This window comes from Actinomyces capricornis (genome assembly GCF_019974135.1).
In the GTDB taxonomy this organism is placed as follows: domain Bacteria; phylum Actinomycetota; class Actinomycetes; order Actinomycetales; family Actinomycetaceae; genus Actinomyces; species Actinomyces capricornis.
In genome coordinates this window covers 1,624,173-1,647,897 of record NZ_AP025017.1, presented here as the reverse complement: position 1 = coordinate 1,647,897, position 23,725 = coordinate 1,624,173, and the positions used below count along the sequence as shown (strand labels likewise).

The following is a 23,725-nucleotide window of genomic DNA, read 5'->3' as shown; positions in this document are numbered from 1 at the left end:
GTCACAGCCGTTACCGTATGGCAACCGAACATCACATGCCAAATCCCTGACGGGACCCTGCGATGCATCAGACATCTCATCTCTAGTCCTTCGTGACACCGCCATCCCCGCGACCTGCACACCTGCTCATCCGATCGCGCTCGGCCGCGCCCGCCGCATGGGGAGTGCTCTCCAGACGTTCTCTGTCAGCGAGCCCGACGACCTCGGGGGGCCTGCCGCCGCCGGAGGCGACCACCGGTGCGCCAGCAGGTCCATCGCCTCGGCGATACCCGCGGCCTCGGCCCGCACCGGGCCGCGCATCCACAGCCTTCCTAGGGTCTTCTCAGCCCACAGGAGGAGCACGCCACAGCACCATCTGGCTATTCCACGTAGTCTGGGGCCATGTCGACATCCTCCGCTCGCGGACGCTCCCTGAGCCCGGCCCAGGTCGTCTCGATGCTCCTGGTCTTCCTTCTGCTCTCCACAGCCGGGGGCATCCTCTCCGCCGGCTTCGCGGCGCCCTTCGTCGGGGTCACCACGGCCCTGACCAACGCCTCGACCCAGCTCTTCGAGGAGCTGCCCAGCGACTTCAACATCCAGGAGCCCAGCGAGGTCTCCGTCATCAAGGCGGCCGACGGCACCAACATCGCCGAGTTCTATGCGGAGAACCGGATCGTGGTGCCGCTGGACCAGATCTCCATCAACATGCAGAACGCGATCGTGGCGGTGGAGGACCAGCGCTTCTACCAGCACAAGGGCGTCGACCCCACCGGCATGGTGCGGGCCCTGGTCTCCAACACCCAGTCCGACAGCCGCCAGGGAGGCTCGACCCTCACTCAGCAGTACGTGCGCAACGTGCTGGTGGAGGCCGGGCTCCAGGAGGACGACCCCGCCGCCATCCAGGCGGCCACGGAGAGCACGATCCCCCGCAAGCTGCGCGAGGTGAAGTACTCCCTGACCCTGGAGCAGAAGTACTCCAAGCAGCAGATCCTGGAGGGCTACCTCAACATCGCCCCCTTCAGCCCCTCCACCTACGGGGTGGAGGCCTCCGCGCAGCACTACTTCTCCCACTCCGCCGCCGAGATGACGGTGGCCGAGGCCGCCCTCATGGCGGGAGTGACCAACGCCCCCAGCGCCTTCGACCCGGTGGCCTACCCGGAGTACGCCAAGAACCGGATGGACTGGGTGCTGTCCAAGATGCTGGAGGAGAAGTTCATCACCCAGGAGCAGTACGACGAGGGCGTGGCCACCCAGATCTCCGACATGCTCAACGTTAAGCCGGAGGCGGAGGCCGGCTGCGGCGCCGCGGGTAATGCCGCCTACTTCTGCACCTATGTGGTCAACGAGATCCTGGGCTCCGATCTCTACGGCGAGGACATCGCCGAGCGCCGCCAGCTGCTGATTCGCGGGGGCCTGACCATCACCACCACCCTGGACCTGTACAAGCAGAACAAGGCTCAGGAGGCCATCGAGAGCGTCGTGCCCACCGGGGACCCCTCGGAGGCCAAGACCACGGTGGTCTCGGTGGAGCCGGGCACCGGCAAGATCATCGCCATGGCGCAGAACACGAAGTACGCTGCGGTTGAGAGCGTCGACGGCACCGAGGTGGTGTTCGCCGCCGACGCCCGGCATGGCGGTGCACAGTCGGAGTCCGGGACCAGCGGCTTCCAGCCCGGATCGACCTTCAAGGCCTTCATCCTGGCCCAGTGGTTCCAGGAGGGCCGCTCGGCGAACCAGTCCCTCAACACCCGGCCGCGGACCTTCCCCGCCAGTTCCTGGACCATCTCCTGCGCCCCCGAGCTGGCTGACAGCTGGGCTCCGCAGAACGTGGACAAGAGCCTGGACGGCACCCACACCGTCACGGACTCCACGAAGCAGTCCATCAACGTGGGCTACGCCCAGATGCTCAACGAGATGGACGTCTGCAAGGTCACGGATCTCGCGGCCTCCATGGGAGTGGCCAGGAATGACGGCACCCCGCTGGACCCCCGCCCCTCGATCGTGCTGGGTGCCCAGGAGGTGCCGCCGCTGAACATGGCCAACGCCTTCGCCACCTTCGCCGCCCACGGCACCTACTGCAAGCCTGTGGCCATCAACTCGGTGACCGACACCAATGGCACTGAGATGGCTGTGCCCAGCGCCGACTGCAGGGAGGTGATGAGTCCCGCGGCCGCCGACCAGACGGCCCAGACCCTGACCTCGACCACCCAGTCGGGGGGAACAGCCAAGGACGTCCAGATCGGGCGGCCGGTGGCGGGCAAGACCGGTACGACGGATGACAACGACAATGTGTGGTTCGTGGGCTTCACCCCGCAGCTGGCCACCGCCACCTGGGTGGGGCACTCCGACGGCTACCGCACGCTCAACAACCAGGTCATCGGCGGTCAGTCCTACGGCACGATCTACGGCTCCCACCTGGCGGTGCCGATCTGGAGGAACTACATGGGTCCGGCCCTGGAGGGCGAGCCCGTGGAGAACTTCACCCCCGCGAGCTCGGGCGGCGGCGGCCGCAGCGGGAACTAAGCGGGCTGCTCCATGCCTCGTTCCCTGGCCAGGGCCGCTCTGGGCGCCCTGGGTACGACCGCCGTCCTGGGCTCGGCAGTGCTGGCCTACAGCCTCATCGAGGCCCGCCGCCCCGTCCTGCGCCGGATCGATGTCCCGGTCCTGGCGCGCGGGGAGGAGCCCCTGACCATCCTGCACCTGTCGGACCTGCACCTGACCGACCGCACCGAGTGGCTGGTGGAGTGGGTCCGCGACTTGGCGGAGCACCGTCCCGACGTCGTCATCAACACGGGGGACAATCTCTCCCTGGCCTCGGGCCTGGAGCCGCTTCACCGTGCACTGGAGCCCTTCCTGGATCTTCCGGGCGCCTTCGTCATGGGGGATCACGACTACCGCTCCACGGTGTTCAAGCTGCCCTCGCGCTACCTGCTGCGCGACCCGCGCACGGCGAACGACCCTGATCGGGAGGCGCGGATCGAGGCCCTGCCGTGGGAGGAGGTGCGCGATCTGCAGGCCCGCGGCGGATGGGCGGATCTGACGAACAGGCGGGACGTCCTGGCAGTGCGGGGACGGCGCATCGAGCTGGTGGGGGTCGATGATCCCCATGTGGACCGGGACCGCTTCCCCGCGGCGCAGCCCGTGCAGGCCGGCTCCCTGGCGGCGGCGCTGCCCTCGGTGCGGGACGCCTCGGATCGGACGCTGCGCCTGGGCCTGCTGCACGCCCCCTACCGCAGGGTGCTCGATGCGATGGTGGCCGACGGCGTCGATGTGGCCTTCGCGGGCCACACCCACGGGGGGCAGTTGTGCGTTCCGGGCTATGGGGCGCTGGTGACCAACTGCGATCTGGACACGGGGCGCGCCTCGGGCCTGTCCCGGTGGCCCGACGGCGCTGGGGCGGGCACGCCCGGCATGTTCCTGCATGTCTCGGCGGGCTTGGGCACGAGCCCCTTCACGCCGGTGCGCATCGCCTGCCCGCCCCAGGCCGCGCTGCTCACCCTGCGCCCGGCCTGAATCGGGGGCCCCGAGCGGTCGCGCCGGGGAGGCCACCAGGATGTGGACCTTGTCCTGGCCCTGCCATATCCCCCAGGCGTTCCTGGGCGCCCTCCGCTATACCCGCAGGGAGGGCCCGGAGGTGGGCCACCGAACAGCGCCCGGCTGTTCTCCCCTTCGTCGCGCTTCCAAGCGCTATCGGCATGGTTGTCATCCCGGTGCTCTCACCGTGGCTGCTGCTCTGGGGGCTGATGTGACACTCGGGCGCTCGATCCTGCTGCGGGACTCCGCTTTGATGGCGATCCTCAGTGGAGCCCTCGCCTCCGCGGCCCTGGCCAAGGGTCGCTGATCCGCCTGAGGCGCGGCCATCCGCGCCAGTGCGCGTCGCCTGGGCTCCTTGCCCTCCCTGCCGACGCCAGCGGTCCCATTACCTGACATACTCCTGGTGCAGGTCACAGGAGTACGGTAGGTTTGTCACGAACAGGTATTTGGTCCGAGTGATTACAGATCCCTGGAGACATGATCCTTATGGCACATATATCATTCCATAGAATCGCGGTCAGCACTCTCGCTACTGCACTGGCCATAACAACGAGCTCATGCTCTTTCTTGTCCAAAAATCCGGAACCGGCACCGACACCGGCACCTGCCAGCATCAACGCCGACGCTGAGACCTTCACCTGCCCCGGAGTGCCCGACAGTTCCGTCAATACTATCATCGATGGAGAGGCGAAATTCCAACAGAACATCTATTATCAAGATAGTTGGTTCGTCAGAAGACTCGAATGCAAAGCCCGCGCCGAAGACTACACTCAGAGTTCCTATATGGTTTTAGCTGTTTTCGGTAAGGTACCGGACCCAAGCTGGATTCCCCTGGATGAGGTTGGTGCATATCGGGGCTCGAAGGAGGAGCCCTTCAGTGTTGAGGGGGTCGAGGGCGAGGGCATCATCACCCTGACCGACAACGGCGGAGGCGCCGCCTCCTTCACCTGCGGCGACTACTACGTCGTCACCTCCGTCTTCGGCAACAGTAATACTGTCGGTGATGTGCGCACCAACCTCATCAATCTCGCTACCTCCATGACCCCCTGGGTCTGCCAAGACCAACCCATCCCCGGCCTGCCCGGAAACACCCCCACCACCCTGACCGACCTGACCACCACCCCCAACAGCCCCACCCCCACCCCACCACAGGACCCCGCCACCAACAGCGCACACAGCGACACACAGAACGACGAATCATGAGACCCCATGGCCACAGGCAGGCCACCGCCGGGGACGCCGGGCCCTCTGTACATCCGCACCGGGCGCCGCGGGAAAATTCAGCCAGTCCAATCGCGCACCCAGCGGAGGACGTCGTCGAGCACGGCGCCGTCCACTGCAGCGATCCGCTCCAGCAGGCGCCGACGGGAGATCGTCCTGACCTGCTCGGTCATGGCGAAGGAATCGCTCAGCAGACCAGCACCACCGGGAATCCGCACATGATTGGGCCACCTGCGATCCACGGAGATGATCGGGACGGTGATGACCAGGGTCGTCACGGCCTCGTTGTAGCGAGCATTGGAGACGATCAGTACTGGGCGCCGTCCGGCCCGCTCATGCCCGATGGACCGGTCTGGTGGGGTGCTCACTCACCACGCGCCGCACTCGCACCCTCCCGGGGAAGTGCCGCCAGCGCGCTCAGCTCCACGCCACTCCACGCCTCCGACTCCCAGTCCGCGAGCTCGGCGAGGTAGGACTCATCCGGCGGGTTCGCAGCCATGGCGGCCTCGAGCTCGGCGAAGTGCAGCTCGCGCTCGGCCAGGGCGGTCATCCAGCGGATGGCGGCGTCCATGTCCATGCCCTGGCGCTCAGCCAGGGCCCGCACACCGTCCCGGGTACTGGCCTGCACCTTGATCGTCGTCATGCTAGGCATCGCAGCAGTGTGCCAGGCGGGGGCACTGATCACCATCCCCCTGAACCGCGCCCCTGGGGCACACTGGCCCGGTGCCCCACCCGCCCAGCCGCGATCTCACCGAGCTCCTGACCTCCATCGGGGGCCGGGACGGGCGCCTGATCCACCTGGAGCACAGCCCCTCCCGCCCGGGCCGGCAGGCCGACTGGCCCGCCTGGGCCGACCCCCGCCTCATCGAGGCCTACGCCCGCCAGGGCATCACCCGCCCCTGGACCCACCAGGCCCACGCCGCCCACACCCTCCACGCCGGGCAGCACACGGTCCTGGCCACCGGCACCGGCTCAGGCAAGTCCCTGGCCGCCTGGCTCCCCGTCGTCTCCGACATCCTCGTCGCCCAGGACCCCAACTCCTCACCCGCCGCCACGGCCGCCCCACGGCAGCCCTCCGCCGGCCCGCGAGCGCGCCCGACCCGCTCCGGCCTCGGCGCCCGCCGCCCCACCGCCCTCTACCTGGCCCCCACCAAGGCCCTGGCCGCCGGCCAGGACGCCGCCCTGTCCCGTCTGGTCGACGAACTGGAGGCCCTCCAGCGCGAGGCCGGCACCCCCGCGGGCTCCCTGCGCACGGTGCGCACCGGCACCTGCGACGGGGACACTCCCCTGCCCGAGCGGGACTGGGTGCGCGCCCACGCCGATATCGTGCTGACCAACCCCGACTTCCTCCACTTCTCCCTGCTGCCGGGCCACGAGCGGTGGGCCCGCCTGCTGCGCGGCCTGCGCTACGTGGTGGTCGATGAGTGCCACGCCTACCGGGGCGTGCTCGGCGCCCACGTCGCCCTGGTGCTGCGCCGCCTGCTGCGCCTGGCCCGCCGCCTGCAGCGCGGCCCGGGCCCCACGGTGCTGTGCGCCTCGGCGACGGCGGCCGAGCCGGCCCTGACTGCGGCCCGCCTCATCGGGGTGGGGGCCGACGACGTCGCCGCGGTCACCCAGGACGGCGCCCCCGCCGGGGAGCGGACCCTGGCCCTGTGGCAGCCGGCGCTGCGCGACCCGTGGATGATGCAGGACCCCGCTCCTGAGGCCACCCCCGGACCCGCTCCCGAGGATGACCCCTCGGCCTATCCCTCTGCCCGCCGCTCGGCGGTCGTCGAGGCCTCCGAGCTGCTCGTGGACCTGCTGGGCGCTGGGGCGCGCAGCCTCGTCTTCGTGCGCTCCCGTCGCAGCGCCGAGGCGGTGGCCGAGCACGCGCGCCGAGTCCTGGGCCTGTCCTTCCCCGAGCTGGTCGGCACCGTGGCCGCCTACCGGGGCGGCTACCTGCCCGAGGAGCGCCGGGCCCTGGAGGCCTCGCTGCGCGCCGGGCGCCTGCGCGGCCTGGCCACCACCAATGCCCTGGAGCTGGGCATCGACGTCAGCGGTCTGGACGCGGTCCTCATCGCTGGCTGGCCGGGAACCCGGGCCTCACTCAACCAGCAGGCCGGCCGGGCGGGGCGGGCCGGGGGCCGCGGCCTGGCCGTGCTCATCGCCTCGGACAACCCCCTGGACGCCTACCTGGTCCACCACCCGAGCGCAGTCCTGGCCACCCCGGAGGCCACCGTCTTCGACCCCTCCAACCCCTATGTGCTCGCCCCGCACCTGTGCTCCGCCGCCTCCGAATCCCCCCTGCGGCAGGAGGACCTGGCCCTGTTCGGCCTGCCCGATGACTCCCTGCTGGCTGAGCTCGAGCAGCGTGGCGCCCTGCGGCGCCGCCCGGCGGGCTGGTTCTGGAACACCCACCTGCCCGGCCGCCCCCAGGACCTGACCTCCCTGCGCGGGGAGGGCCCAGGACCGGTGGCGGTCGTCGAGGCAGACACGGGCACCGTCGTCGGCACGGTCGACGGGGCGGCGGCGGAATCCACGGTCCACCCCGGGGCGGTCTACATCCACCAGGGGCGGACCTTCGTCGTCGAGGAGCTGACCCAGGAGGCGGCCCTCGTGCGCGCGCGGGCGGCCGTGGGCTACCGCACGCGGGCCCGCTCCCACTCCAGCGTGCGTATCCTGGCCGAGCGCGAGCACCAGGAGTGGGGCTCGGGGGTGGGCTGGTCCTTCGGCTCGGTGGAGGTCACCAGTCAGGTCACGGGCTACACGCGCATGGCCCTGCCGGGGATGGAGGTCATCTCCTCCCATACCCTGGACATGCCCGAGCACGTCCTGCCCACCGCCTCGGCCTGGTGGACCATCCCCCTGGAGGCCTGCCGTGAGGCCGGGCTGGAGCCATCGGTCCTGCCGGGGGCGCTGCATGCCGCCGAGCACGCCTCGATCGGCCTGCTGCCCCTCCTGGCCACCTGCGACCGGTGGGACATCGGCGGGCTGTCAACCCAGGCGCACCCCCAGACCGGCGAGCCCACCGTGTTCATCCACGACGGCCATGCCGGTGGTGCCGGCTTCGCCGAGCGGGGCTTCCGCGCCGGACCCCAATGGCTGGCAGCGACCCTGGCCGCCATTGAGGACTGCGGCTGCACCTCAGGCTGCCCCAGCTGCGTGCAGTCCCCCAAGTGCGGCAACAACAACGAGCCCCTCGACAAGGCCGGGGCTGCGGCCCTCCTGCGCCTGCTGCTGGACGCCGCCCCTTGACCTCCGCCGGACCTCCGGCCCTCCTCCACTCGCGATCTCGTACCTTCGCCGTCGATCTCGTCAGTTGAAGGGACGAGATCGACGGCGAAGGTACGAGATGAAGGGCGAGCCGCGCCCTACACCGGCTCGCGCAGCCGGTCCAGGGCGGGACGGCGGTCCACGGCGCCGGGGATCCAGGTGGTGGCCACCGCCAGCGCCAAGCAGGCCAGGACCACCGGCCCCAGGGTGCCCAGCGGGAGCGCCCCGAGGAAGGCGGCGCCTCCCCCGCCCGAGTGGAGCGCGGCGGCCGTGGCCGAGACCAGGGTCGCCCCCAGCCCGAACAGGATCCCGGTGACGGCGTACATGGCGCCCTCGATCACCGTCGAGCGCATGGCAGTGGTCTCGGTGGCGCCCAGGACGCCCAGCAGCGCGGCCTCCTGGCGCCTGGAGGCCCCCACCATGGCGATGTTGGCCACGCCTCCCACCCCTGAGACCACGAAGACGGGCACGGCGATGGCCAGGAAGCCACTGACTCCCCCGGCCTCGCCCAGGGCCTGGCCCGCACCCACCGTGGCGTAGACCGTGCCGGTCATGGCCACGGCGATGGCGAAGGGGGTGATGGTGGTCAGGCTCAGGGTGGAGCGGTGCAGGGCGTTGGCGCGGGCCGCGAACCAGGCCGCGCCCCTGGCCGGGACCAGGGCGGTCCAGGCCGATAGGAGAGGCCGCAGGCTCCAGGCCGGCACGCACAGGGCGGCCAGGGCCAGGACCATCCCCATGGCCCCACCGGTGGTGGCCCGGCCCGCCGGGGAGCGCATCTGCTCGATCATCGCCAGCTCCTCTGCCCGGCTCATGCCGGTCTCGCCCTCGCCCAGGGCCTCCGCGTCGATGAGGTCCATCACCGGCAGCATGATGGCGGAGACGATGAGGAGCCCCGCGATCGCCCACTGCCATGCGCGGGTGCGTGAGGGAGGGGAGGCCGCCTCGCGCAGGGCCTGCATCTCAGGGGTGGAGGCCGCGCGCCGAGCCGCACCCAGGCCTCCCAGCACGCAGAAGGCCGTGGTCAGCAGGATCGTCAGCGGTGGGGCGTACAGGGGCATGGCCACGGGCATGTCGGCCGGGTAGAGGTCGAACTCGCGCCAGGAGGTGAGGTAGAGCCGGGCCAGGGCGGGTGCCAGGGCAGCGCCGAGGGTGCCGCCGAGCGCCCCCACCAGGGCCACCTGGCGGATGATGACGGTGCGGATGCGCGCCGGGGCCACGCCCAGGACCTTCCACAGGGCGTGGGAGCGCTGCTGGGCGGAGACCGTCAGCGCCAGGGTGGTGGCCAGGACCAGGGCGGTGGTCAGCCCCGCGTAGCCCACCAGGTTGCTGCCGATGAGGGAGGCCGCCTGCAGCAGCTCGGCGGAGTTGTCCTGCCCCTGGGACCAGGCGACGGCACTGTGCAGGGAGATGATGGTCACGCCAATGAAGGCGCCCCCGGTGGTGGCCACCAGCAGGGACCAGGCCCAGATGGGGGCGTGGTGGCGGATGTCCTTGACGACGAGGGCTGAGAGTGCGGACATGGTGGCTCCTCAGGACCGGGAGGCGTGGACGAGCTCGGCGATCCGGCGGGCGTCGCGGCTGTCGCTCCAGCCGGCCAGGCGCCCCCGGCTCATGACGGCGACGGCGTCGGCGCGGGAGGCGGCCTCGACGTCGTGGGTGACCATGACCACGGTCGCGCCCTGGCGGGCCAGCTGGCCGAGCCAGTCCAGGACGACGCCGCCGGACTCCAGGTCCAGGGCCCCGGTGGGCTCGTCGGCGAAGACCAGGCTGGGGCGCGAGGCCATGACCCGGGCGATGGCCACGCGCTGACGCTCCCCGCCGGAGAGCTGGTGGGGCTTGAGGTCGGCGCGGTGCTCCAGGCCCACCCGGGCCAAGGCGGCCAGGGCCTGGGTGCGCTCCACCCGCGCGCCGGCCAGGCGTGCGGGCATGGAGACGTTCTCGGCGGCGCTCAGGGAGGCGATGAGGTTGTAGTCCTGGAAGACGAAGCCCACGTGGCGGGCGCGGAAGGCGGCGCGCTCAGCCGGGCGCAGGTCGGCCAGGGCGGTGCCCAGCAGGGTGATGCGCCCGGTGGTGGGCTGGTCCAGGCCCGCCATGCAGTGCAGCATGGTGGACTTCCCTGAGCCCGAGGCCCCGACGATCGCGGTGAAGGTCCCGGCGGGCAGGTCCACGTCGACGCCGTTGAGGGCCTGGACGCGGGCGTCGCCCCGCCCGGGCACCTCGTAAATCCGGGTGAGGCCGCGCACCTGGACGGCGGGTGGCCCACTGGGAGGCGCGGGCTCCACATGCCCCTGTGCAGGGAGGGCCCGCACTGGACCGGTGGGGTGAGCGGTACCGGGGGCTGCGCCGGTCGCGGTGAGCCCTGACCGGCCGCGGGCACTGGGGTCGTTGTGCTGCATTGTTCTCATGGCCTCAGCCTTCCGGGGCCGCCGCCCCTCCACGATCCCGCTGCCTGGCGAGCAGAGGTCGGGGCAACCCGACAGTGCCCGATCCCCGAAGCCCAGCCCGTCACCTTGTTGGTGGTCGCGAGGAGAAGCCTGGCGGCTGGGCCGGCGGCGCCCTGCCCCCAGCCGCCAGGGTCGCTGCGCATCTTCCCGGCCTCCAGACCACCTCCAGGCCTCATCATCGGCATGATCCTGCGGCTCTGGCTCACGCCCAAGCTCTGAAGACGTGCAACGGGGCGGGCGTGAGGATGTGCAGCATCGGCTGGCGCGGGGAATCTGGCGCCCGCAACCGGCCACGGGCGGGAGCCCGCAAGCCGCACCCTGGAGCCTCGGGCCCGAAGGCCCTCAGTCCCACCCCCTCCGGGCACCGCCCGGCGCGGCCCGGGCCGCCCGGCGCCACGTGCCGCTGTTGCCCTCACGCGACGTCAGGCTGCTAGGTTCGCGCTCGTGCTCATACCACTGCTGCGCGCCCATCTGCGCCCCTACACCGGCATCCTCCTCGGCGTCCTGGTCCTCCAGTTCACCCAGGTGATGGCCTCCCTCTACCTGCCCACCCTCAATGCGGACATCATCGACAAGGGCGTGGCCACCGGGGACACCGGCTACATCTGGCGCACCGGTGGGCTCATGCTGGCGGTCAGCCTCGCCCAGGGCGTCTTCACCGTGCTGGCCACCTGGCTGGCGGCACGCGCCGCCATGGGCGTGGGACGGGACCTGCGTGCCGAGGTCTTCGACCGTGTGGGCTCCTTCTCGGAGCGGGAGATCTCCGCCTTCGGTGCGGGCTCGCTCATCACCCGCAACACCAATGACGTCCAGCAGGTCCAGATGCTGGTGATGATGAGCTGCACCATGCTGGTCACCGCGCCGGTGATGGCCGTGGGCGGGATCATCATGGCGGTGACCAGGGCCCCCAGCCTGTCCTGGCTCATCGCCGTCTCGGTGCCCACGCTGCTGATCGCCGTGGGCCTCATCGTGCGCCGGATGGTGCCCCTGTTCCGCTCCTACCAGGATCGGCTCGACGCCATCAACCGGGTCCTGCGCGAGCAGCTGACCGGCATCCGCGTGGTGCGCGCCTTCGTGCGCGAGCAGGCCGAGGCCGAGCGCTTCGGGGGCGCCAACCACGACATCGCCTGGGTGGGTGAGCGCGTGGGCCGCCTCTTCGTGCTGCTCTTCCCCCTGGTCCTGCTCATCCTGGATATCACGATCGTGGGCGTCATCTGGTTCGGCGGCCACCAGGTGGGCGACGGCACGGTGGAGGTGGGCGTGCTCATCGCCTTCATGGCCTACCTCATGCAGATCCTCATGGGGATCCTCATGGCCAGCTTCATGACCATCCTCATCCCGCGCGCCTCGGTGTGCGCCGAGCGCATCAGCGAGGTCCTGGCCACCGACCCGTCCCTGACCGTGGCCGAGCGGCCCGTCAGCGACTTCCCCTCCCCCGGCACCGTGGAGCTGCGCAGCGTCTCCTTCTCCTACCCCGACGCCGAGGCCGCGGTCCTGGAGGACCTCAGCTTCACCGTCCCTCGCGGTTCGACGACGGCGATCGTGGGCTCGACCGGCTCGGGCAAGTCCACGGTGGTCACCCTGCTGGCCCGCCTGCTCGACGTCACCGACGGCCAGGTGCTCATCGGGGGCACCGACGTGCGCCAGGCCGAGCCCGAGGCCCTATGGGCCCAGCTGGGCCTGGTGCCCCAGAAGCCCTTCCTCTTCGCCGGCACCGTTGCCTCCAACCTGCGCCTGGGCCGGGAGGAGGCCACCGATGAGGAGCTGTGGGCGGCCCTGGAGGTCGCCCAGGCCAAGGACTTCGTCTCACGGATGGATGGAGGCCTGGAGGCCCCCATCACCCAGGGTGGCACGAATGTCTCCGGGGGGCAGCGCCAGCGCCTGGCCATCGCCCGGGCCCTGGTGCGCCGGCCCGACATCCTCATCTTCGATGACTCCTTCTCGGCCCTGGACGTGGCCACCGACGCCCGCCTGCGCGCGGCCCTGGGGCCGGCCACCGAGGGTGTGACCAAGGTGGTGGTGGCCCAGCGGGTCTCCACCATCACCCAGGCCGACCAGATCCTCGTCCTGGACTCGGGCCGCCTGGTGGGCCGCGGCACGCACAGCGAGCTGCTGGACACCTCCCCGGTCTACCGCGAGATCGTCACCTCCCAGCTCGGAGCGGAGGCCGCAGCATGAGCGCCGTCGAGAAGAAGAACCGCAGCGGGGCCTCCCCGGCCCCCAAGGCGCCCGCCGGTAAAGCCGGCCGGGGCGCGCCCCAGGACCCCACCTTGAGCGAGGAGGACCTCAAGCTCGCCGCCGAGGCGCAGGCCGCCAGCGATGACTGGACCTCCGGCCCGCCCCCGGGCAGGGCCACCGCCTTCTGGCCCTCCTTCACCCGCATGGTGGGGCTCCTGGGCGCCTACCGGGGAACCCTGGCCGTCATCGCGGTGGCCTCGGTGGTCGCCGTCGCGCTGTCCGTGGCCGCCCCCAAGGTGCTGGGCAGCGCCACGAACATCATCTTCGAGGGCGTCATCTCCTCCATGCTGCCGGCGGGCACCACCAAGGAGCAGGCCATTGAGGGCCTGCGCGCCCGCGGCATGGACGACTTCGCCACCATGCTGGCCACCATGGACCTCAACCCCGGGGCGGGCATCGACTTCACCCGCCTGGGCGAGGTGCTCATCCTCGTCCTGGTCCTGTACGTGGCCTCGGCCTTCCTCATGTGGCTTCAGGGCTTCCTGCTCAACCGCATCACCATGAAGGCGGTCTATCAGCTGCGCACCGCGGTGGAGGACAAGATCCACCGCCTGCCGCTGAGCTACTTCGACCAGACCCAGCGTGGCGAGCTGCTCAGCCGGGTGACCAACGACGTCGACAACATCACCAACACCCTCCAGCAGTCCCTGTCCGGGGCACTGACCTCCATCCTGACGGTGGTGGGCGTGCTGGGCATGATGTTCTCCATCTCCTGGCGCCTGGCGCTGGTGGCCCTCATCATCATCCCGCTGACCGGGATCGTCTTCGGCATCATCGGCCCGCGCTCGCAGAAGGCCTTCACCCGCCAGTGGGCGCGCACGGGGCGGATCAACGCGCGCGTGGAGGAGTCCTTCTCCGGCCACGCCCTGGTGCGCGTCTACGGGCGCACCGCCTCGATGCGCGAGGCCTTCGCCCAGGAGAACGAGGAGCTCTACCGGGCGGCATTGAGGGCCCAGTTCCTCTCGGGCATGATGATGCCGGTCATGCTGGTCATCGGGAACCTGTCCTATGTGGCCATCGCCGTGGTGGGCGGGGCGATGGTGGCCTCGGGCTCCCTGCGCCTGGGCGATGTGCAGGCCTTCATCCAGTACTCCCAGCAGTTCTCCCAGCCCCTGGGGGAGCTGGGCGGCATGGCCACGGCTGTCCAGTCGGGCACGGCCAGCGCCGAGCGGGTCTTCGAGCTGCTCGACGCCGAGGAGGAGTCCCCCGACGAGCAGCCCACCGACGAGCCGGCCGGGCAGCCTGCCGCAGCCGCCGGGCCCGGTGTCATCGAGCTGGAGCATGTGCGCTTCTCCTACTCCCCCGACACCGAGCTCATCCGCGACCTGTCCCTGCGGGTGGAGCCGGGCCAGAGCGTGGCGATCGTGGGCCCCACGGGGGCGGGCAAGACCACCCTGGTCAACCTGCTCATGCGCTTCTACGAGATCGACGGCGGGCGCATCCTGCTCGATGGCCGGGACACGGCGCTCATGCCCCGCCAGGAGGTGCGCCGCCGCACCGGCATGGTGCTCCAGGACCCCTGGCTCTTCGAGGGAACGATCCGGGAGAACATCCGCTACGGGCGCCCGGGGGCCAGCGATGAGCAGGTCGAGGCCGCAGCGCGCGCCTGCTTCGTGGACCACATCATCCGGGCCCTGCCCCAGGCCTATGACACGGTCCTGGATGAGGATGCGGCGAATATCTCCGCCGGTGAGCGCCAGCTGCTGACCATTGCCCGGGCCTTCGTGGCCGACCCTGCCGTGCTCATCCTCGATGAGGCGACCAGCTCGGTGGACACCCGCACCGAGCTGCTGGTCCAGCAGGCGATGAACGCTCTGCGCCAGGGCCGCACGAGCTTCATCATCGCCCACCGCCTGTCCACGATCCGCGACGCCGACCTCATCCTGGTCATGGAGCACGGGGACATCGTGGAGCAGGGCAGTCATGCCGAGCTGCTGGAGCGCGGCGGGGCCTACGCCCGCCTGCACGCCAGCCAGTTCGCCGAGGGGACCGCGCCCGAGGACTGAGGGCCGGGGCCCTCCCAGCGCGGTGCGGCGGTCCGGTCAGGGCAGGGGGTTGACCGGGCCGGCGCGGGCACTGGCCCCCGCCTGGCGGGCCAACCCCAGGACGCTGACCGGGACGACGACGTGGACACTCACGTCCTCGCCACTGATGCGGCAGGAGGTCAGGCGGGCACCGTTGGCCTGGGCCACGCGCCCGGCGGTGGCGCAGGGATCCCCCGGTGAGATCACGGAGCTCAGTGCGGTGGCGCCGGCCAGGGCCGCGAGGTCCGCGGCTGAGCGCGCCCGCCCGGAGGCGCCCTGGGCCTGGATGAGGCCGGTGGCGCCCAGGCCCAGGCTGAGCACCACCGCGATGACGGCCAGGGCCATGACCGTGCCCGAGCCCCTCTCATCGGTGCTCCAGTACCGGCGCAGGCACCGGATCAGGCACCGGGCCGAGTAGCGGCGCGGGCGTCCCGGGGGAGCGGCATCCTGGTCGGGCAACTCCGCTCCGGCCCAGTCCTGCCCGGCCGCGTCCGGCCCGATCGGGCGGGGATGGGCCGCGGGGCGCGCCCGGGCGTGCACCGCGCTCATGGGGTGCTCGGCTCGGTGTAGGCGCAGGCGCGCGCCCGGGCGTGCAGGCCCAGGCCACCCAGGGGCCCGGGCACGGGGCGCGAGACGCTCACGCAGGTCAGCTCCCCGGACTCCACCCCCACGCTCACGGGCCCGGCGATCCGACCGGCGGCACTGGCATAGTCCTGGTCGCCGATGGCGGCCTGGCGGGCGGCCGCCCGGGCGGCGTCGGTGACCCGCAGCTGGGTCAGGCCCGCACTGATGGCGGCCAGCACCAGCAGCAGGACGAGCATGACGGCGGGCAGGCCGATGGCGATCTCGGCGGTGACCATCCCCGCCTCACCCGACCCTCGGCGGGGCCGGGCGGGGCGGGACCTGGTGGGCCCGGAGCGGGGGGTCGCGCGCCCGCCTGCCATGAGGCGGCCGCACATCACACCGACAGCGCGGACTCGATGATGGACTGGAGCATGCCGGTCAGGCTGCCGGACCTGATGAGGGCCAGCAGCAGGCCCGCGAAGGCGGCGGCCGCCAGGGTGCCGATGGCGTACTCGGCCGTGGCCATGCCCGCCTCACCGGACCGGTCCGTGCGGCGGCTCAGCATCATGCAGGTGCGCAGGGAGCGCAGGGTGTTCCTCATGGGGTTCTCCTCCCGATCATGGGACCCCGCTGCTGCCGGGCCCCAGCGGGCGCCGTGCCCGCAGGCCCAGGCTCACCCGGGTGGGCCCATTCGCGCTGGGCGGGCCGACAGCCCTGTGGAGGAGCCCCTGCAATCGACCGCCTGGGGAGCACGGCGCTCCCACACGCCTTCGAGCGCCCCGGCCACACCCCTGCCTTCGCGCTTTCCGCGATGCGGCGCCACCACCGCACCGGAGACGTGCCGGAGCGGTGGTGGCGAGCGCTCAGACGATCCCCAGGGGCGTGCCGGGGGTGAAGCCGGGGAAGACCTCGGCCATGGAGGCCCCGTTGCCCAGCTTGGTCGAGACGATCTCCGAGAGCGCCTGGCGGTAGTCCAGGGTGATGGGCACATCCCCCAGGGACAGGTTGGCCTCCTCCAGGCTCGGCACCGTGCCCAGGACGCGCCCGCCCTTGACCCCGCCGCCCATGACGAACATGGTGTTGCCCTGCCCGTGGTCCAGGCCGGCGCTGCCGTTCTCGGCCACGCGCCGCCCGAACTCGCTCATGGTCACCACCGTGGTCCGCGCCCAGTGCTCCCCCAGATCCTCGCGGAAGGCGGCCAGGCCCTCGGCGAAGTCCCGCGCCCTGCGGGAGAACCAGGCCTGCTCATCAGCGGCCGATCCCAGGGAGGCGTGCATATCCCACTCGCCGATGTCGATGCAGGCCACCTCGATGCCCACATTGGCCTTGGCGAGCTTGGCGATCTCGGCCAGGCCCCTGCCCCAGGTCGAGTCGGGGTAGCCGCCGGGGGCCTGGGCGGGCTGGGCGGCACGCACATCGCGCAGGGTGGAGGCCGCGGCGAAGGTGGCGGCCGCGGTCTCCTGGGCCTGCCCTCCGGCGCCGCCGTACATCTCCTCCAGGGCCGAGGAGACCCGCGACTTGACCTTCTCCGCGCTCCACGAGGCCAGCTCGAAGGAGTCGATGCTGGAGACCGCCAGGGTGTCCAGGGCGTTGGTGGTCAGGGAGAAGACCGTGGAGCCCCCGATGCTCACGCCGCGGAAGGTGCCGGTCTGCGAGGACACGGTCTGCAGGTGGCGCCCCAGCCACCCGCTGCGCACCGAGGCGGGGGCGGCCCGCTCCACGGTGACCTGGTCCTGGAAGTGGGAGCGGGAGACATCCGGTGAGCCCGATCCCTGGATGATGGCCATCTGGCCGGCGTCCCACAGGGGCTTGAGGGCCTTCATATGCGTGTTCAGGCCCCAGGTGGAGTCAAGGCCCAGGGTCTGCTCGGGCCGCACCGCGATGGAGGGGCGGGCCGCGTAGTAGGCGGAGTCGCCCACCGGCACCACCGCGGAGAGCCCGTCGAAGCCGCCGCGCATGAACACGCACACGAGCAGCTCCTGGGGGCCGGTCGAGCCGGTGGAGGGGGCGGCGAAGGAGTAGCGGGGCATCGCCGTCGTCGTCAGCAGGGCCCCGAAGCCCGCGGCCGCCCCGGCCAGGATGTGACGGCGCTTGACGTTGCGGGGGCCGCCCTCGACGTGCTCGACCTCGGTGAGCTCGGGCAGGTCGTACTTCTCGGTGATGTAGCCGTCGGCCTGGCAGCCGGTCATGTGGCGGGTGATGCCGTCGACCTCCACCAGGAGCGCGTCCTGGGACTCGTCGTGGTGGTGCATGGGGGTGACGATGTCCTCGCGCATAAGGGCCGAGCCCTGCGTGAAGCGCGTCTTGCGTGAACGATCCATCGGTGGTCCTTAGTGGTCAGCGGAGGAAGCCGTAGGGGCTGGCGAAGCACAGGCGGACCGCCTGCTCGGCGTTGTCGATGAGGGCGGCCTCGGCCACGGTCCACTCCTCGATGCCGCCGGAGTCGGGGACGCCGGCGAGCAGGGCCGCCACGGGCTCCAGGTGGTTGTCGGGCCAGGCGTAGCCGGTCAGGTGCCAGGCGATGCGGGCGGCGGTGTCCTTGGCCTTGGCCCCGGGGGTGATCTGGAGGACCCGGGACCAGTCGGTGCGACCGGACTCCTCCACGTCCCCGCGCACGGCCGTCTGGGTGGCGTTCCACAGGTTCATCAGGAGGCTGGAGGACATCCAGTGCTCGGCGGTGTCCGGGTAGCCGTCGACGGTGGCGTACATGCGGGGCTCGTGGCCGGCATTGACCAGCAGCCAGCCGTAGAGGCCCAGGTTTCCCTCCGCATCCCCTCCCACGCGCCCGCGGGGGTTGATGCCCTCCACGTGGGCGGCGCGGGCGATGGTCATGATGAGCTCCATGGGGCGGCGCCACTTCTTGCCCACCGACTCGGCGAACTCGGGGTGGGTCAGGGCGGCGCGCACGGCCGGGGCGATCCGGGTGTCGTTGTCCAGGTAGGCCTTGGCGATGTGGTCGACGACGGCCTGGCTGGGCTCGTCGGCGATGAAGCGCCGGGCGATGCGGGTGGCCAGGCGCTTGGCGGTCTCCTCACGGGCGCACAGGTACTCCACGTACCGCTTGAGCAGATCGGGCCCGGCGGCGGGGTCGGCGTTGGGGTCCTCGAAGCCCAGGATCTTCACCGCCCCGGTGGCGTGCTGCTCGGGGCGGTAGACATAGGAGTAGGGGCCGGCGCCGGAGGCGTCGGACTCCTTCCAGGTCAGGCCGTGCCCGGTCAGCAGGACGGTGGAGCTCTTGACGTCCTCCTCGGTGTAGGCGTCGCGCCCCACCGTGTAGAGCTCGAGGAGCTCGCGCCCCAGGTTCTCGTTGGGGCTGTCCTTGGTGGAGGTGGCGTTGTCGAGCTCCAGCAGGAGGGCCGGGTTGGTCAGGGCGGCCAGGAGGAAGTCGGCGTAGCGGCCCAGGCAGTGGGTGCGCAGGATCTGGTCGAACTCGGTGATGAAGGTCTGGGCCTTGTTGCGCATGGGCACATAGACGTGGTCGCCGATGAGCTCGACGACGGACTCCTGGAGCACCCGGTTGCCGAAGCGCAGGCGGGTGAGGACGGCCAGGGTGGCCTGGTTCGAGGCCAGGTGGATCCTCCCCCCGGTGGGCTCGGCCAGCTCGTTGGCGCTCATGGAGGCCCAGGGGAAGTAGGTGGCGATATAGCCCTCGGCCCGGGAGTCGTCGATCCCCTCGGGGGCCAGCTGGGCGTCGATCCAGGCCTCGGCCCCCATGGACTCGATCTGGGCGGCGATCTCGGCGGTGGCCGAGCAGGCGGCGGCCCGCCGGGCCAGGTGCCAGGCCGGAGAGGTGCGCAGGGTGATCTGCGGGGCGAGCTCGGTGGTCTTGTCGATACTCGCCGACGGCGGCGTCTTGCCGTAGACGTCCGACTGGCCGGAGGCCCCGGGCTGCTGGGAGCCGTCCGCGCCGCCGCCCTCACCGGCACCGCCACCGGTGCCGCCGTCACCAGCACCGTCCTGGCCGGTGCTGCCCTGGCCGCCGCCCTGGGGCGCGCCGCCGTCGCCGGGCCGGCCGCCCCCGGAGGACTGCTCGGCCGACTGCTGGGCGACCGAGTCGGCGGCCTGCTGCTTGTCGGAGAAGGGGTCGGGGTCCATGTCTGAGGGGTCGCCCTCAACGGCCCCGGCCTTGGGCTGGCTGAGGCTGCCGGTGATCTCCCCGTTGCCGGGGCTCGGCTCGGCTCCCGGCGACGGCGCAGCGCCACTGCCGGCGGCCCCTCCGCTGCCGGCCGAGCCGCCCGATCCGGGCGAGCCGCCGCCTGCGGCGCCCTGGGTGGAGCCGCCTGCGGAGCCCCCGGAGATGGTGCAGCCCGCGGCCCCCAGCATGCCCAGGCCCACCGCCCACAGGGCTGCGCGGCGCGAGCCGGATGAGGGCACGCGGCGGGCGCCTCGGGTGGTCTCGGCGGCCAGGGACGAGTGCGGGGCTGGACCTGCCGGGCCTGTCGTGTGCTGCGGTGCACCACCGGCGGTCGGGTCACTACCGGCCTGGGAGTCCGGTTCGAGTTCAGGCATGACAGTCTCTCAGATATGTCAGGGAAGACGGGTCTTCTCTTGTGGATTCACACTGTCTGCGACCCTACTGTAACGAATCAGTCACAGCACATTTTCAGTCTTTTACCAGACTCCGTGGATGATCCGAGAAGACCGCAGGAAGGCCCCGATGTCACGTTTTTTCACAGGTTCCACAACGAGGAAAATGTGATCTTGTTCGCTTCGTCAAGAGCGGTGTGATGACGCTGTTTCGTCCCTGGGGCCGGCCGCCTCAGCCCCGGGCCAGGCGCCTCGGCCACTGCCCCGCCCCGCCTTGACGGCCGCCTCAGCCCTCGATGAGGGCGCGGATCTCCGCGGCGCTGAGGGCCGCCGGCCCGGAGGTGCTGGCCGGCCCCCGCTCCTGGGGGTCGGCGCTGCCCTCGACCACCCGCCCGAAGAGCTCGGCCTTCTTCTCCTTGAGGGCCATGACCTTGTCCTCGATGGTCTGGGCCGAGACCATGCGGTAGACCATGACCGGCTTGTCCTGGCCGATGCGGTGGGTGCGGTCCACGGCCTGCTCCTCGGTCTGGGGGTTCCACCAGGGGTCGAGGAGGAAGACGTAGTCGGCCTCGGTCAGGGTCAGGCCGAATCCTCCGGCCTTGAGGGAGATGAGGAAGACCTCGGCCTGCCCGCTGCGGAAGGAGTCGATGACCCCCTGGCGGTCGGTCGTGGCCCCGTCGAGGTAGGCGGTGCGCATCCCCCGGGCCTCCAGGTGCTCGCGCACGCCGGTGAGGTAGCGGGTGAACTGGCTGAAGACCAGGGCCCGATGGCCCTCGGCCAGGATCGGCTCCAGGCGCTCCAGGAGCGCTGTCACCTTCGCCGTCGGCCGGCCGCGAGCCTCGGACCGGCCGCCCTTGGCGGCCCCGGGCCCGCCGGAGGGCTGCGGGCCCTCGATGAGGGCGGGGTCCAGGGCCATCTGGCGCAGGGTGGTCAGGGACTTCAGGGCCGAGAAGCGCGCCTGGGCGCTGTCCTGCTCCAGCAGGCCCAGGATCTTCTGGCGCTCGCGGGCCAGGCGCTGATCGTAGGCGTGGCGGTGGCGGGGGTCGAGCTCGATGCTCAGGACCTGCTCGGTCTTGGCGGGCAGCTCGGCGGCGACCTGCTCCTTGGTGCGCCGCAGCAGGAAGGGGCGCATCCGGCGCCGCAGCCGGGCCAGGGCCTCCAGGTCGCCGTGGTCGATGGGCCTGCGGTAGACCTGGCCGAAGCGCTCGGGCCCCGGCAGCAGCCCGGGCGCGGCGATGCTCAGCAGGGACCACAGGTCCATCAGCGAGTTCTCCAGCGGTGTTCCCGTGATAGCGACGGTCGAGGGCGTACGCAGGCGCCGCACCGCCTTGTAGGTGGCCGAGGCTCGGTTCTTGAGGAACTGGGCCTCGTCGCACACCACCCAGTCCCACTCCTGCTCGACGAACTCCTCCTCGCACAGGCGCGCGATCGTGTAGGAGGTGACGACGATATCGGCCCGCTCGGCGATGGCCGCCAGCGGCTCCTCGCGCTTGGCGGCGGTGCGGGTGACCGCCTGCACGCGCAGGCCGGGGCAGAAGCGCTCGGCCTGCTCCACCCAGGAGCCCACCACGGAGGTGGGGGCGATGACCAGGACCGGCTGCACCGCGCGGGTGCCCTGCTCATCCGCGCCTTCACCGTCTGCCCGGGCCTGAGCGCCGGCACCGCCGGCAGGGTCCGCAGCGCCGTCCCCGCTCTCACGCGGCTGGCCCGGTGCAACAGGCGGGATCTCCGCGCCCTGGTCCGCGATGCTGCCCCGCCCGGGGCCCAATGCCTGGGGCTCGGGCCCCCGGGCACCGGCCGCCTCGATCATCCGCTGGATGGCGGCCAGGACCTGGACGGTCTTGCCCAGGCCCATGTCGTCGGCCAGAACCCCGCCCAGGCCGGCCGATCGCAGCATGTCCAGCCAGCGGTAGCCCTCGAGCTGGTAGGGGCGCAGCTCAGCGCGCATGCCCTCAGGCGCCGGCAGGCCCTCGGCCCCGCCCGCCCCGCCGGCGGCCTCGGCCGCCTCGGTGCGCTCCAGCAGCCTGCCCACCCGCTCCTTCCAGCGCCGGCTGGCGCGGCTGACCACGCCCAGTGCCTCGAGCTCCTCGTAGTAGCCGGCCTGCAGGCCGGTCACGCGCAGGGTCCCCGGGGAGTCCTCCAGCTCGCGGCCCTCCTCCATCAGGCGCGCCAGGGTGTGGATCTCGGGGCGGTCCAGGCTCACCCACGCCCCCGAGTCCAGCAGGACCTCCTCCTGCCCGGCGGCCAGGGCCGCCATGACCCGGGGGATGGGGATCTCCTCCTGGCCCACCCGCACCCGGATCCTCAGGGAGAACCAGTCGGGGCGGTCATCGTCGTCGGCGACCTCCGTGGTGATGAGCGGGGCGTGCTCGGACTCCCGGTAGTCGGGGACATCGCCGTCGACCTCCACCTCGAAGCCGGGCATGTCCTGGAGCAGGGGCAGCGTGCGGGTGATGAAACGGGCGGTGTCCATGCCGCTCAGGCTCAGGGGACGGGTCAGCTCCCCGTGCCCCGGGGCCAGGGGCGCCAGAGCGTCGGCGGCCCGGCGGGCCAGGCTCGCCTCGGCGGAGGTGTCACGGGAGGCCCCAGCACGGCCGGGGCCGCCCGGGCCCGACCGGCCCCCGGTCCAGGCCGAGGCCAGGTCGCCCAGGGCGCCGGCCTCGTGGCGCCCGCGCTCCTGGCCCGAGGAGGTCCGGTAGCGCACCTGCCAGCCAGTGGTCATGCGGTGCCCCTCGGGGTCGACGTGGACACCGAGTACCAGGACCGGCTGGGCGGGGTCGGGCAGTTCTACGGCGGTCTCGTTGATCAGCACCGGCAGGGCCCGGCTGACGGCCTCCAGGTGCTCGGCCTCGAAGCGCTCGACGTCGCCGGAGGGCACGACGATGCTCTCCCTGTGTGCGAGCATCTCCGCCAGGGCCGGGCCGGGTGGCGGATCCAGGGGCAGGAGCAGCAGCTCCCCGGTATGCATCCAGGCGTAGTAGCCGTGGACGGGCTCCCCCACGGCCAGGAGGTCGGGCATGAGGCGCTCCGGCAGCGCCATCAGCTCCTCGACCTCCACGTGCTTGACGATGGGGGAGATGATGAGCTGCGTGCCGTCGCCGCCCTGGTGGTGCATGGCCACGCCGGCCTGCAGCCCGGGCACGATGCGCACCGCCGCACCGCCCTTCTGGGCGGTGGTCAGAGTGATCCCGGCCTCGACGGCTCGCCCCAGGCCCTCCCACACCCAGGCCGGGGAGTCGGCCAGGGGGATGCGGGCACTGGAGTAGAACAGGCTCTCCGGGGCCAGGCTGGCCAGCTCGCGCAGGGCACCCAGTGCCGCGGCGTCTGCCTCATCATCCAGGGCGCCGCTGCAGACCCTCTCCCAGGAGGCGCCCTGGCGGTTCCAGCCCCGCTTGCCCTCGATGAGGGGCGTCATGGACAGGCCCTCATCACCGCCCCAGGAGCTCCAGCCGGTGGAGTGCTCGTCGGTGATCTCCAGGGCCATGCGGCGCCCAGCGCTGCGGCGCTCCTGGCGCAGGATGCGGGAGAGCTGCAGCTCCCAGGAGGGCGAGGGCCGCGGCGACCTGCGCGGCACCCGGCCCGCGGAACCGTCAGGGTCCTGGCCCGAGTCCTCGTCCTCGGCCAGGGCCCGCGCCGTGAGCAGGACGGCGGCGCTGTGCTTGCAGTTCACACCCACCGGGCACGAGCAGCTGCCCACCCAGCCGCCCTCGGCCCCGCGCACGATGAGGGTCTGGTAGGCGCGCCTGCCCGAGCCCTGGACCTCGGCCGAGATGAGCTCCCCCTGCCCGGCGATGGCCAGGTCGCGCACGCGCCCCCGCAGGGCGTAGTCGCGCCCCCGGGCGTAGGCGCGCTGGCCGACCCCGGTGATGATCTCCTCATCACTGAGATGCTCGGGCCAGTCGCCTGCACGGATCGCTCTGGACATGGGAACACGTTATGCCA

Annotated in this window: 16 protein-coding genes; 6 read left to right on the top strand and 10 right to left on the bottom strand. The window is 71.7% G+C overall.

The annotated features are described in order from the left end of the window. Window positions 1-381: 381 nt before the first annotated feature. The 3 genes from MANAM107_RS06595 (at window position 382) to MANAM107_RS06585 (ending at window position 4,716) form a co-directional block, all read left to right on the top strand. On the top strand, window positions 382-2,502 hold the full coding sequence (locus tag MANAM107_RS06595) for a transglycosylase domain-containing protein (RefSeq protein WP_223906498.1): 2,121 nt from the start codon (window positions 382-384) through the stop codon (window positions 2,500-2,502). Between the two features lie 12 nt (window positions 2,503-2,514). Then, a complete protein-coding gene (locus tag MANAM107_RS06590) occupies window positions 2,515-3,492 on the top strand; it encodes a metallophosphoesterase (RefSeq protein WP_223906495.1) in 978 nt (325 codons plus the stop codon). Window positions 3,493-4,296: 804 nt separating this feature from the next. Continuing rightward, window positions 4,297-4,716 carry a hypothetical protein gene (locus MANAM107_RS06585; RefSeq protein WP_223906491.1) on the top strand — a complete coding sequence of 140 codons (420 nt, stop codon included), beginning with the start codon at window positions 4,297-4,299 and terminating at the stop codon, window positions 4,714-4,716. 77 nt (window positions 4,717-4,793) lie between these two features. Here MANAM107_RS06585 and MANAM107_RS06580 read toward each other — a convergent pair whose 3' ends face one another. Both MANAM107_RS06580 and MANAM107_RS06575 read right to left on the bottom strand, forming a co-directional pair. Next, the gene (locus tag MANAM107_RS06580; protein ID WP_223906488.1) at window positions 4,794-5,102 is read right to left on the bottom strand and encodes a type II toxin-antitoxin system PemK/MazF family toxin; all 309 of its coding nucleotides are present in this window, start codon (window positions 5,100-5,102) and stop codon (window positions 4,794-4,796) included. Next, window positions 5,099-5,386: a hypothetical protein gene (locus MANAM107_RS06575; protein ID WP_223906486.1), complete on the bottom strand. Its 288-nt coding sequence runs from the start codon at window positions 5,384-5,386 to the stop codon at window positions 5,099-5,101. Before MANAM107_RS06575 ends, MANAM107_RS06580 begins: the two co-directional genes overlap by 4 nt. A gap of 71 nt (window positions 5,387-5,457) precedes the next feature. Between MANAM107_RS06575 and sftH the strand changes: the two genes are divergently transcribed. Then, the gene (sftH, locus tag MANAM107_RS06570) at window positions 5,458-7,968 is read left to right on the top strand and encodes a DEAD/DEAH box helicase (protein WP_223906483.1); all 2,511 of its coding nucleotides are present in this window, start codon (window positions 5,458-5,460) and stop codon (window positions 7,966-7,968) included. A gap of 116 nt (window positions 7,969-8,084) precedes the next feature. Here the strand turns inward: sftH and MANAM107_RS06565 are convergent, their stop codons facing one another. Further along, the gene (locus tag MANAM107_RS06565) at window positions 8,085-9,506 is read right to left on the bottom strand and encodes an FtsX-like permease family protein (protein WP_223906479.1); all 1,422 of its coding nucleotides are present in this window, start codon (window positions 9,504-9,506) and stop codon (window positions 8,085-8,087) included. A gap of 9 nt (window positions 9,507-9,515) precedes the next feature. After that, complete coding sequence (locus tag MANAM107_RS06560) at window positions 9,516-10,391, bottom strand: ABC transporter ATP-binding protein (RefSeq protein ID WP_223906476.1); 876 nt, start codon at window positions 10,389-10,391, stop codon at window positions 9,516-9,518. A 483-nt stretch (window positions 10,392-10,874) separates the two neighbouring features. Here MANAM107_RS06560 and MANAM107_RS06555 point away from each other — a divergent pair, with 483 nt between their 5' ends. Next, entirely contained in the window at window positions 10,875-12,608 is a 1,734-nt protein-coding gene (locus MANAM107_RS06555; protein ID WP_223906473.1) for an ABC transporter ATP-binding protein, read from the top strand. Then, window positions 12,605-14,674, top strand: a complete 2,070-nt coding sequence (locus MANAM107_RS06550) for an ABC transporter ATP-binding protein (RefSeq protein ID WP_223906469.1) — start codon at window positions 12,605-12,607, stop codon at window positions 14,672-14,674. Before MANAM107_RS06555 ends, MANAM107_RS06550 begins: the two co-directional genes overlap by 4 nt. 36 nt (window positions 14,675-14,710) lie before the next feature. Here the strand turns inward: MANAM107_RS06550 and MANAM107_RS13255 are convergent, their stop codons facing one another. The 6 genes from MANAM107_RS13255 to MANAM107_RS06520 all read right to left on the bottom strand — a co-directional run bounded on the left by MANAM107_RS13255 (window position 14,711) and on the right by MANAM107_RS06520 (window position 23,708). Beyond that, window positions 14,711-15,241, bottom strand: a complete 531-nt coding sequence (locus MANAM107_RS13255) for an Rv3654c family TadE-like protein (RefSeq protein WP_373314035.1) — start codon at window positions 15,239-15,241, stop codon at window positions 14,711-14,713. After that, the gene (locus MANAM107_RS06540; protein WP_179900811.1) at window positions 15,238-15,552 is read right to left on the bottom strand and encodes a TadE family type IV pilus minor pilin; all 315 of its coding nucleotides are present in this window, start codon (window positions 15,550-15,552) and stop codon (window positions 15,238-15,240) included. Before MANAM107_RS06540 ends, MANAM107_RS13255 begins: the two co-directional genes overlap by 4 nt. 98 nt (window positions 15,553-15,650) lie before the next feature. Continuing rightward, complete coding sequence (locus tag MANAM107_RS06535; protein WP_308443654.1) at window positions 15,651-15,824, bottom strand: DUF4244 domain-containing protein; 174 nt, start codon at window positions 15,822-15,824, stop codon at window positions 15,651-15,653. 295 nt (window positions 15,825-16,119) lie between these two features. Further along, window positions 16,120-17,577 (bottom strand): DUF1501 domain-containing protein, encoded by a 1,458-nt coding sequence (locus MANAM107_RS06530; RefSeq protein ID WP_223906463.1) that lies wholly within the window; start codon window positions 17,575-17,577, stop codon window positions 16,120-16,122. A 16-nt stretch (window positions 17,578-17,593) separates the two neighbouring features. Continuing rightward, window positions 17,594-19,630 (bottom strand): DUF1800 family protein, encoded by a 2,037-nt coding sequence (locus tag MANAM107_RS06525; RefSeq protein ID WP_223906460.1) that lies wholly within the window; start codon window positions 19,628-19,630, stop codon window positions 17,594-17,596. A 439-nt stretch (window positions 19,631-20,069) separates the two neighbouring features. Continuing rightward, entirely contained in the window at window positions 20,070-23,708 is a 3,639-nt protein-coding gene (locus MANAM107_RS06520) for a DEAD/DEAH box helicase (protein WP_223906458.1), read from the bottom strand. Window positions 23,709-23,725: the final 17 nt, after the last annotated feature.

Excerpts from the sequence above, each read along its gene's own strand:
- MANAM107_RS06550 (WP_223906469.1), top strand. The coding sequence starts at position 12,605 with ATGAGCGCCGTCGAGAAGAAGAACCGCAGCGGGGCCTCCCCGGCCCCC.
- MANAM107_RS06590 (WP_223906495.1), top strand. The coding sequence starts at position 2,515 with ATGCCTCGTTCCCTGGCCAGGGCCGCTCTGGGCGCCCTGGGTACGACC.
- MANAM107_RS06520 (WP_223906458.1), bottom strand. The coding sequence starts at position 23,708 with ATGTCCAGAGCGATCCGTGCAGGCGACTGGCCCGAGCATCTCAGTGAT.
- MANAM107_RS06535 (WP_308443654.1), bottom strand. The coding sequence starts at position 15,824 with ATGATGCTGAGCCGCCGCACGGACCGGTCCGGTGAGGCGGGCATGGCC.
- MANAM107_RS06560 (WP_223906476.1), bottom strand. The coding sequence starts at position 10,391 with ATGAGAACAATGCAGCACAACGACCCCAGTGCCCGCGGCCGGTCAGGG.
- MANAM107_RS06565 (WP_223906479.1), bottom strand. The coding sequence starts at position 9,506 with ATGTCCGCACTCTCAGCCCTCGTCGTCAAGGACATCCGCCACCACGCC.
- MANAM107_RS06585 (WP_223906491.1), top strand. The coding sequence starts at position 4,297 with ATGGTTTTAGCTGTTTTCGGTAAGGTACCGGACCCAAGCTGGATTCCC.
- MANAM107_RS13255 (WP_373314035.1), bottom strand. The coding sequence starts at position 15,241 with ATGAGCGCGGTGCACGCCCGGGCGCGCCCCGCGGCCCATCCCCGCCCG.
- MANAM107_RS06530 (WP_223906463.1), bottom strand. The coding sequence starts at position 17,577 with ATGGATCGTTCACGCAAGACGCGCTTCACGCAGGGCTCGGCCCTTATG.
- MANAM107_RS06540 (WP_179900811.1), bottom strand. The coding sequence starts at position 15,552 with ATGGTCACCGCCGAGATCGCCATCGGCCTGCCCGCCGTCATGCTCGTC.
- MANAM107_RS06575 (WP_223906486.1), bottom strand. The coding sequence starts at position 5,386 with ATGCCTAGCATGACGACGATCAAGGTGCAGGCCAGTACCCGGGACGGT.
- MANAM107_RS06595 (WP_223906498.1), top strand. The coding sequence starts at position 382 with ATGTCGACATCCTCCGCTCGCGGACGCTCCCTGAGCCCGGCCCAGGTC.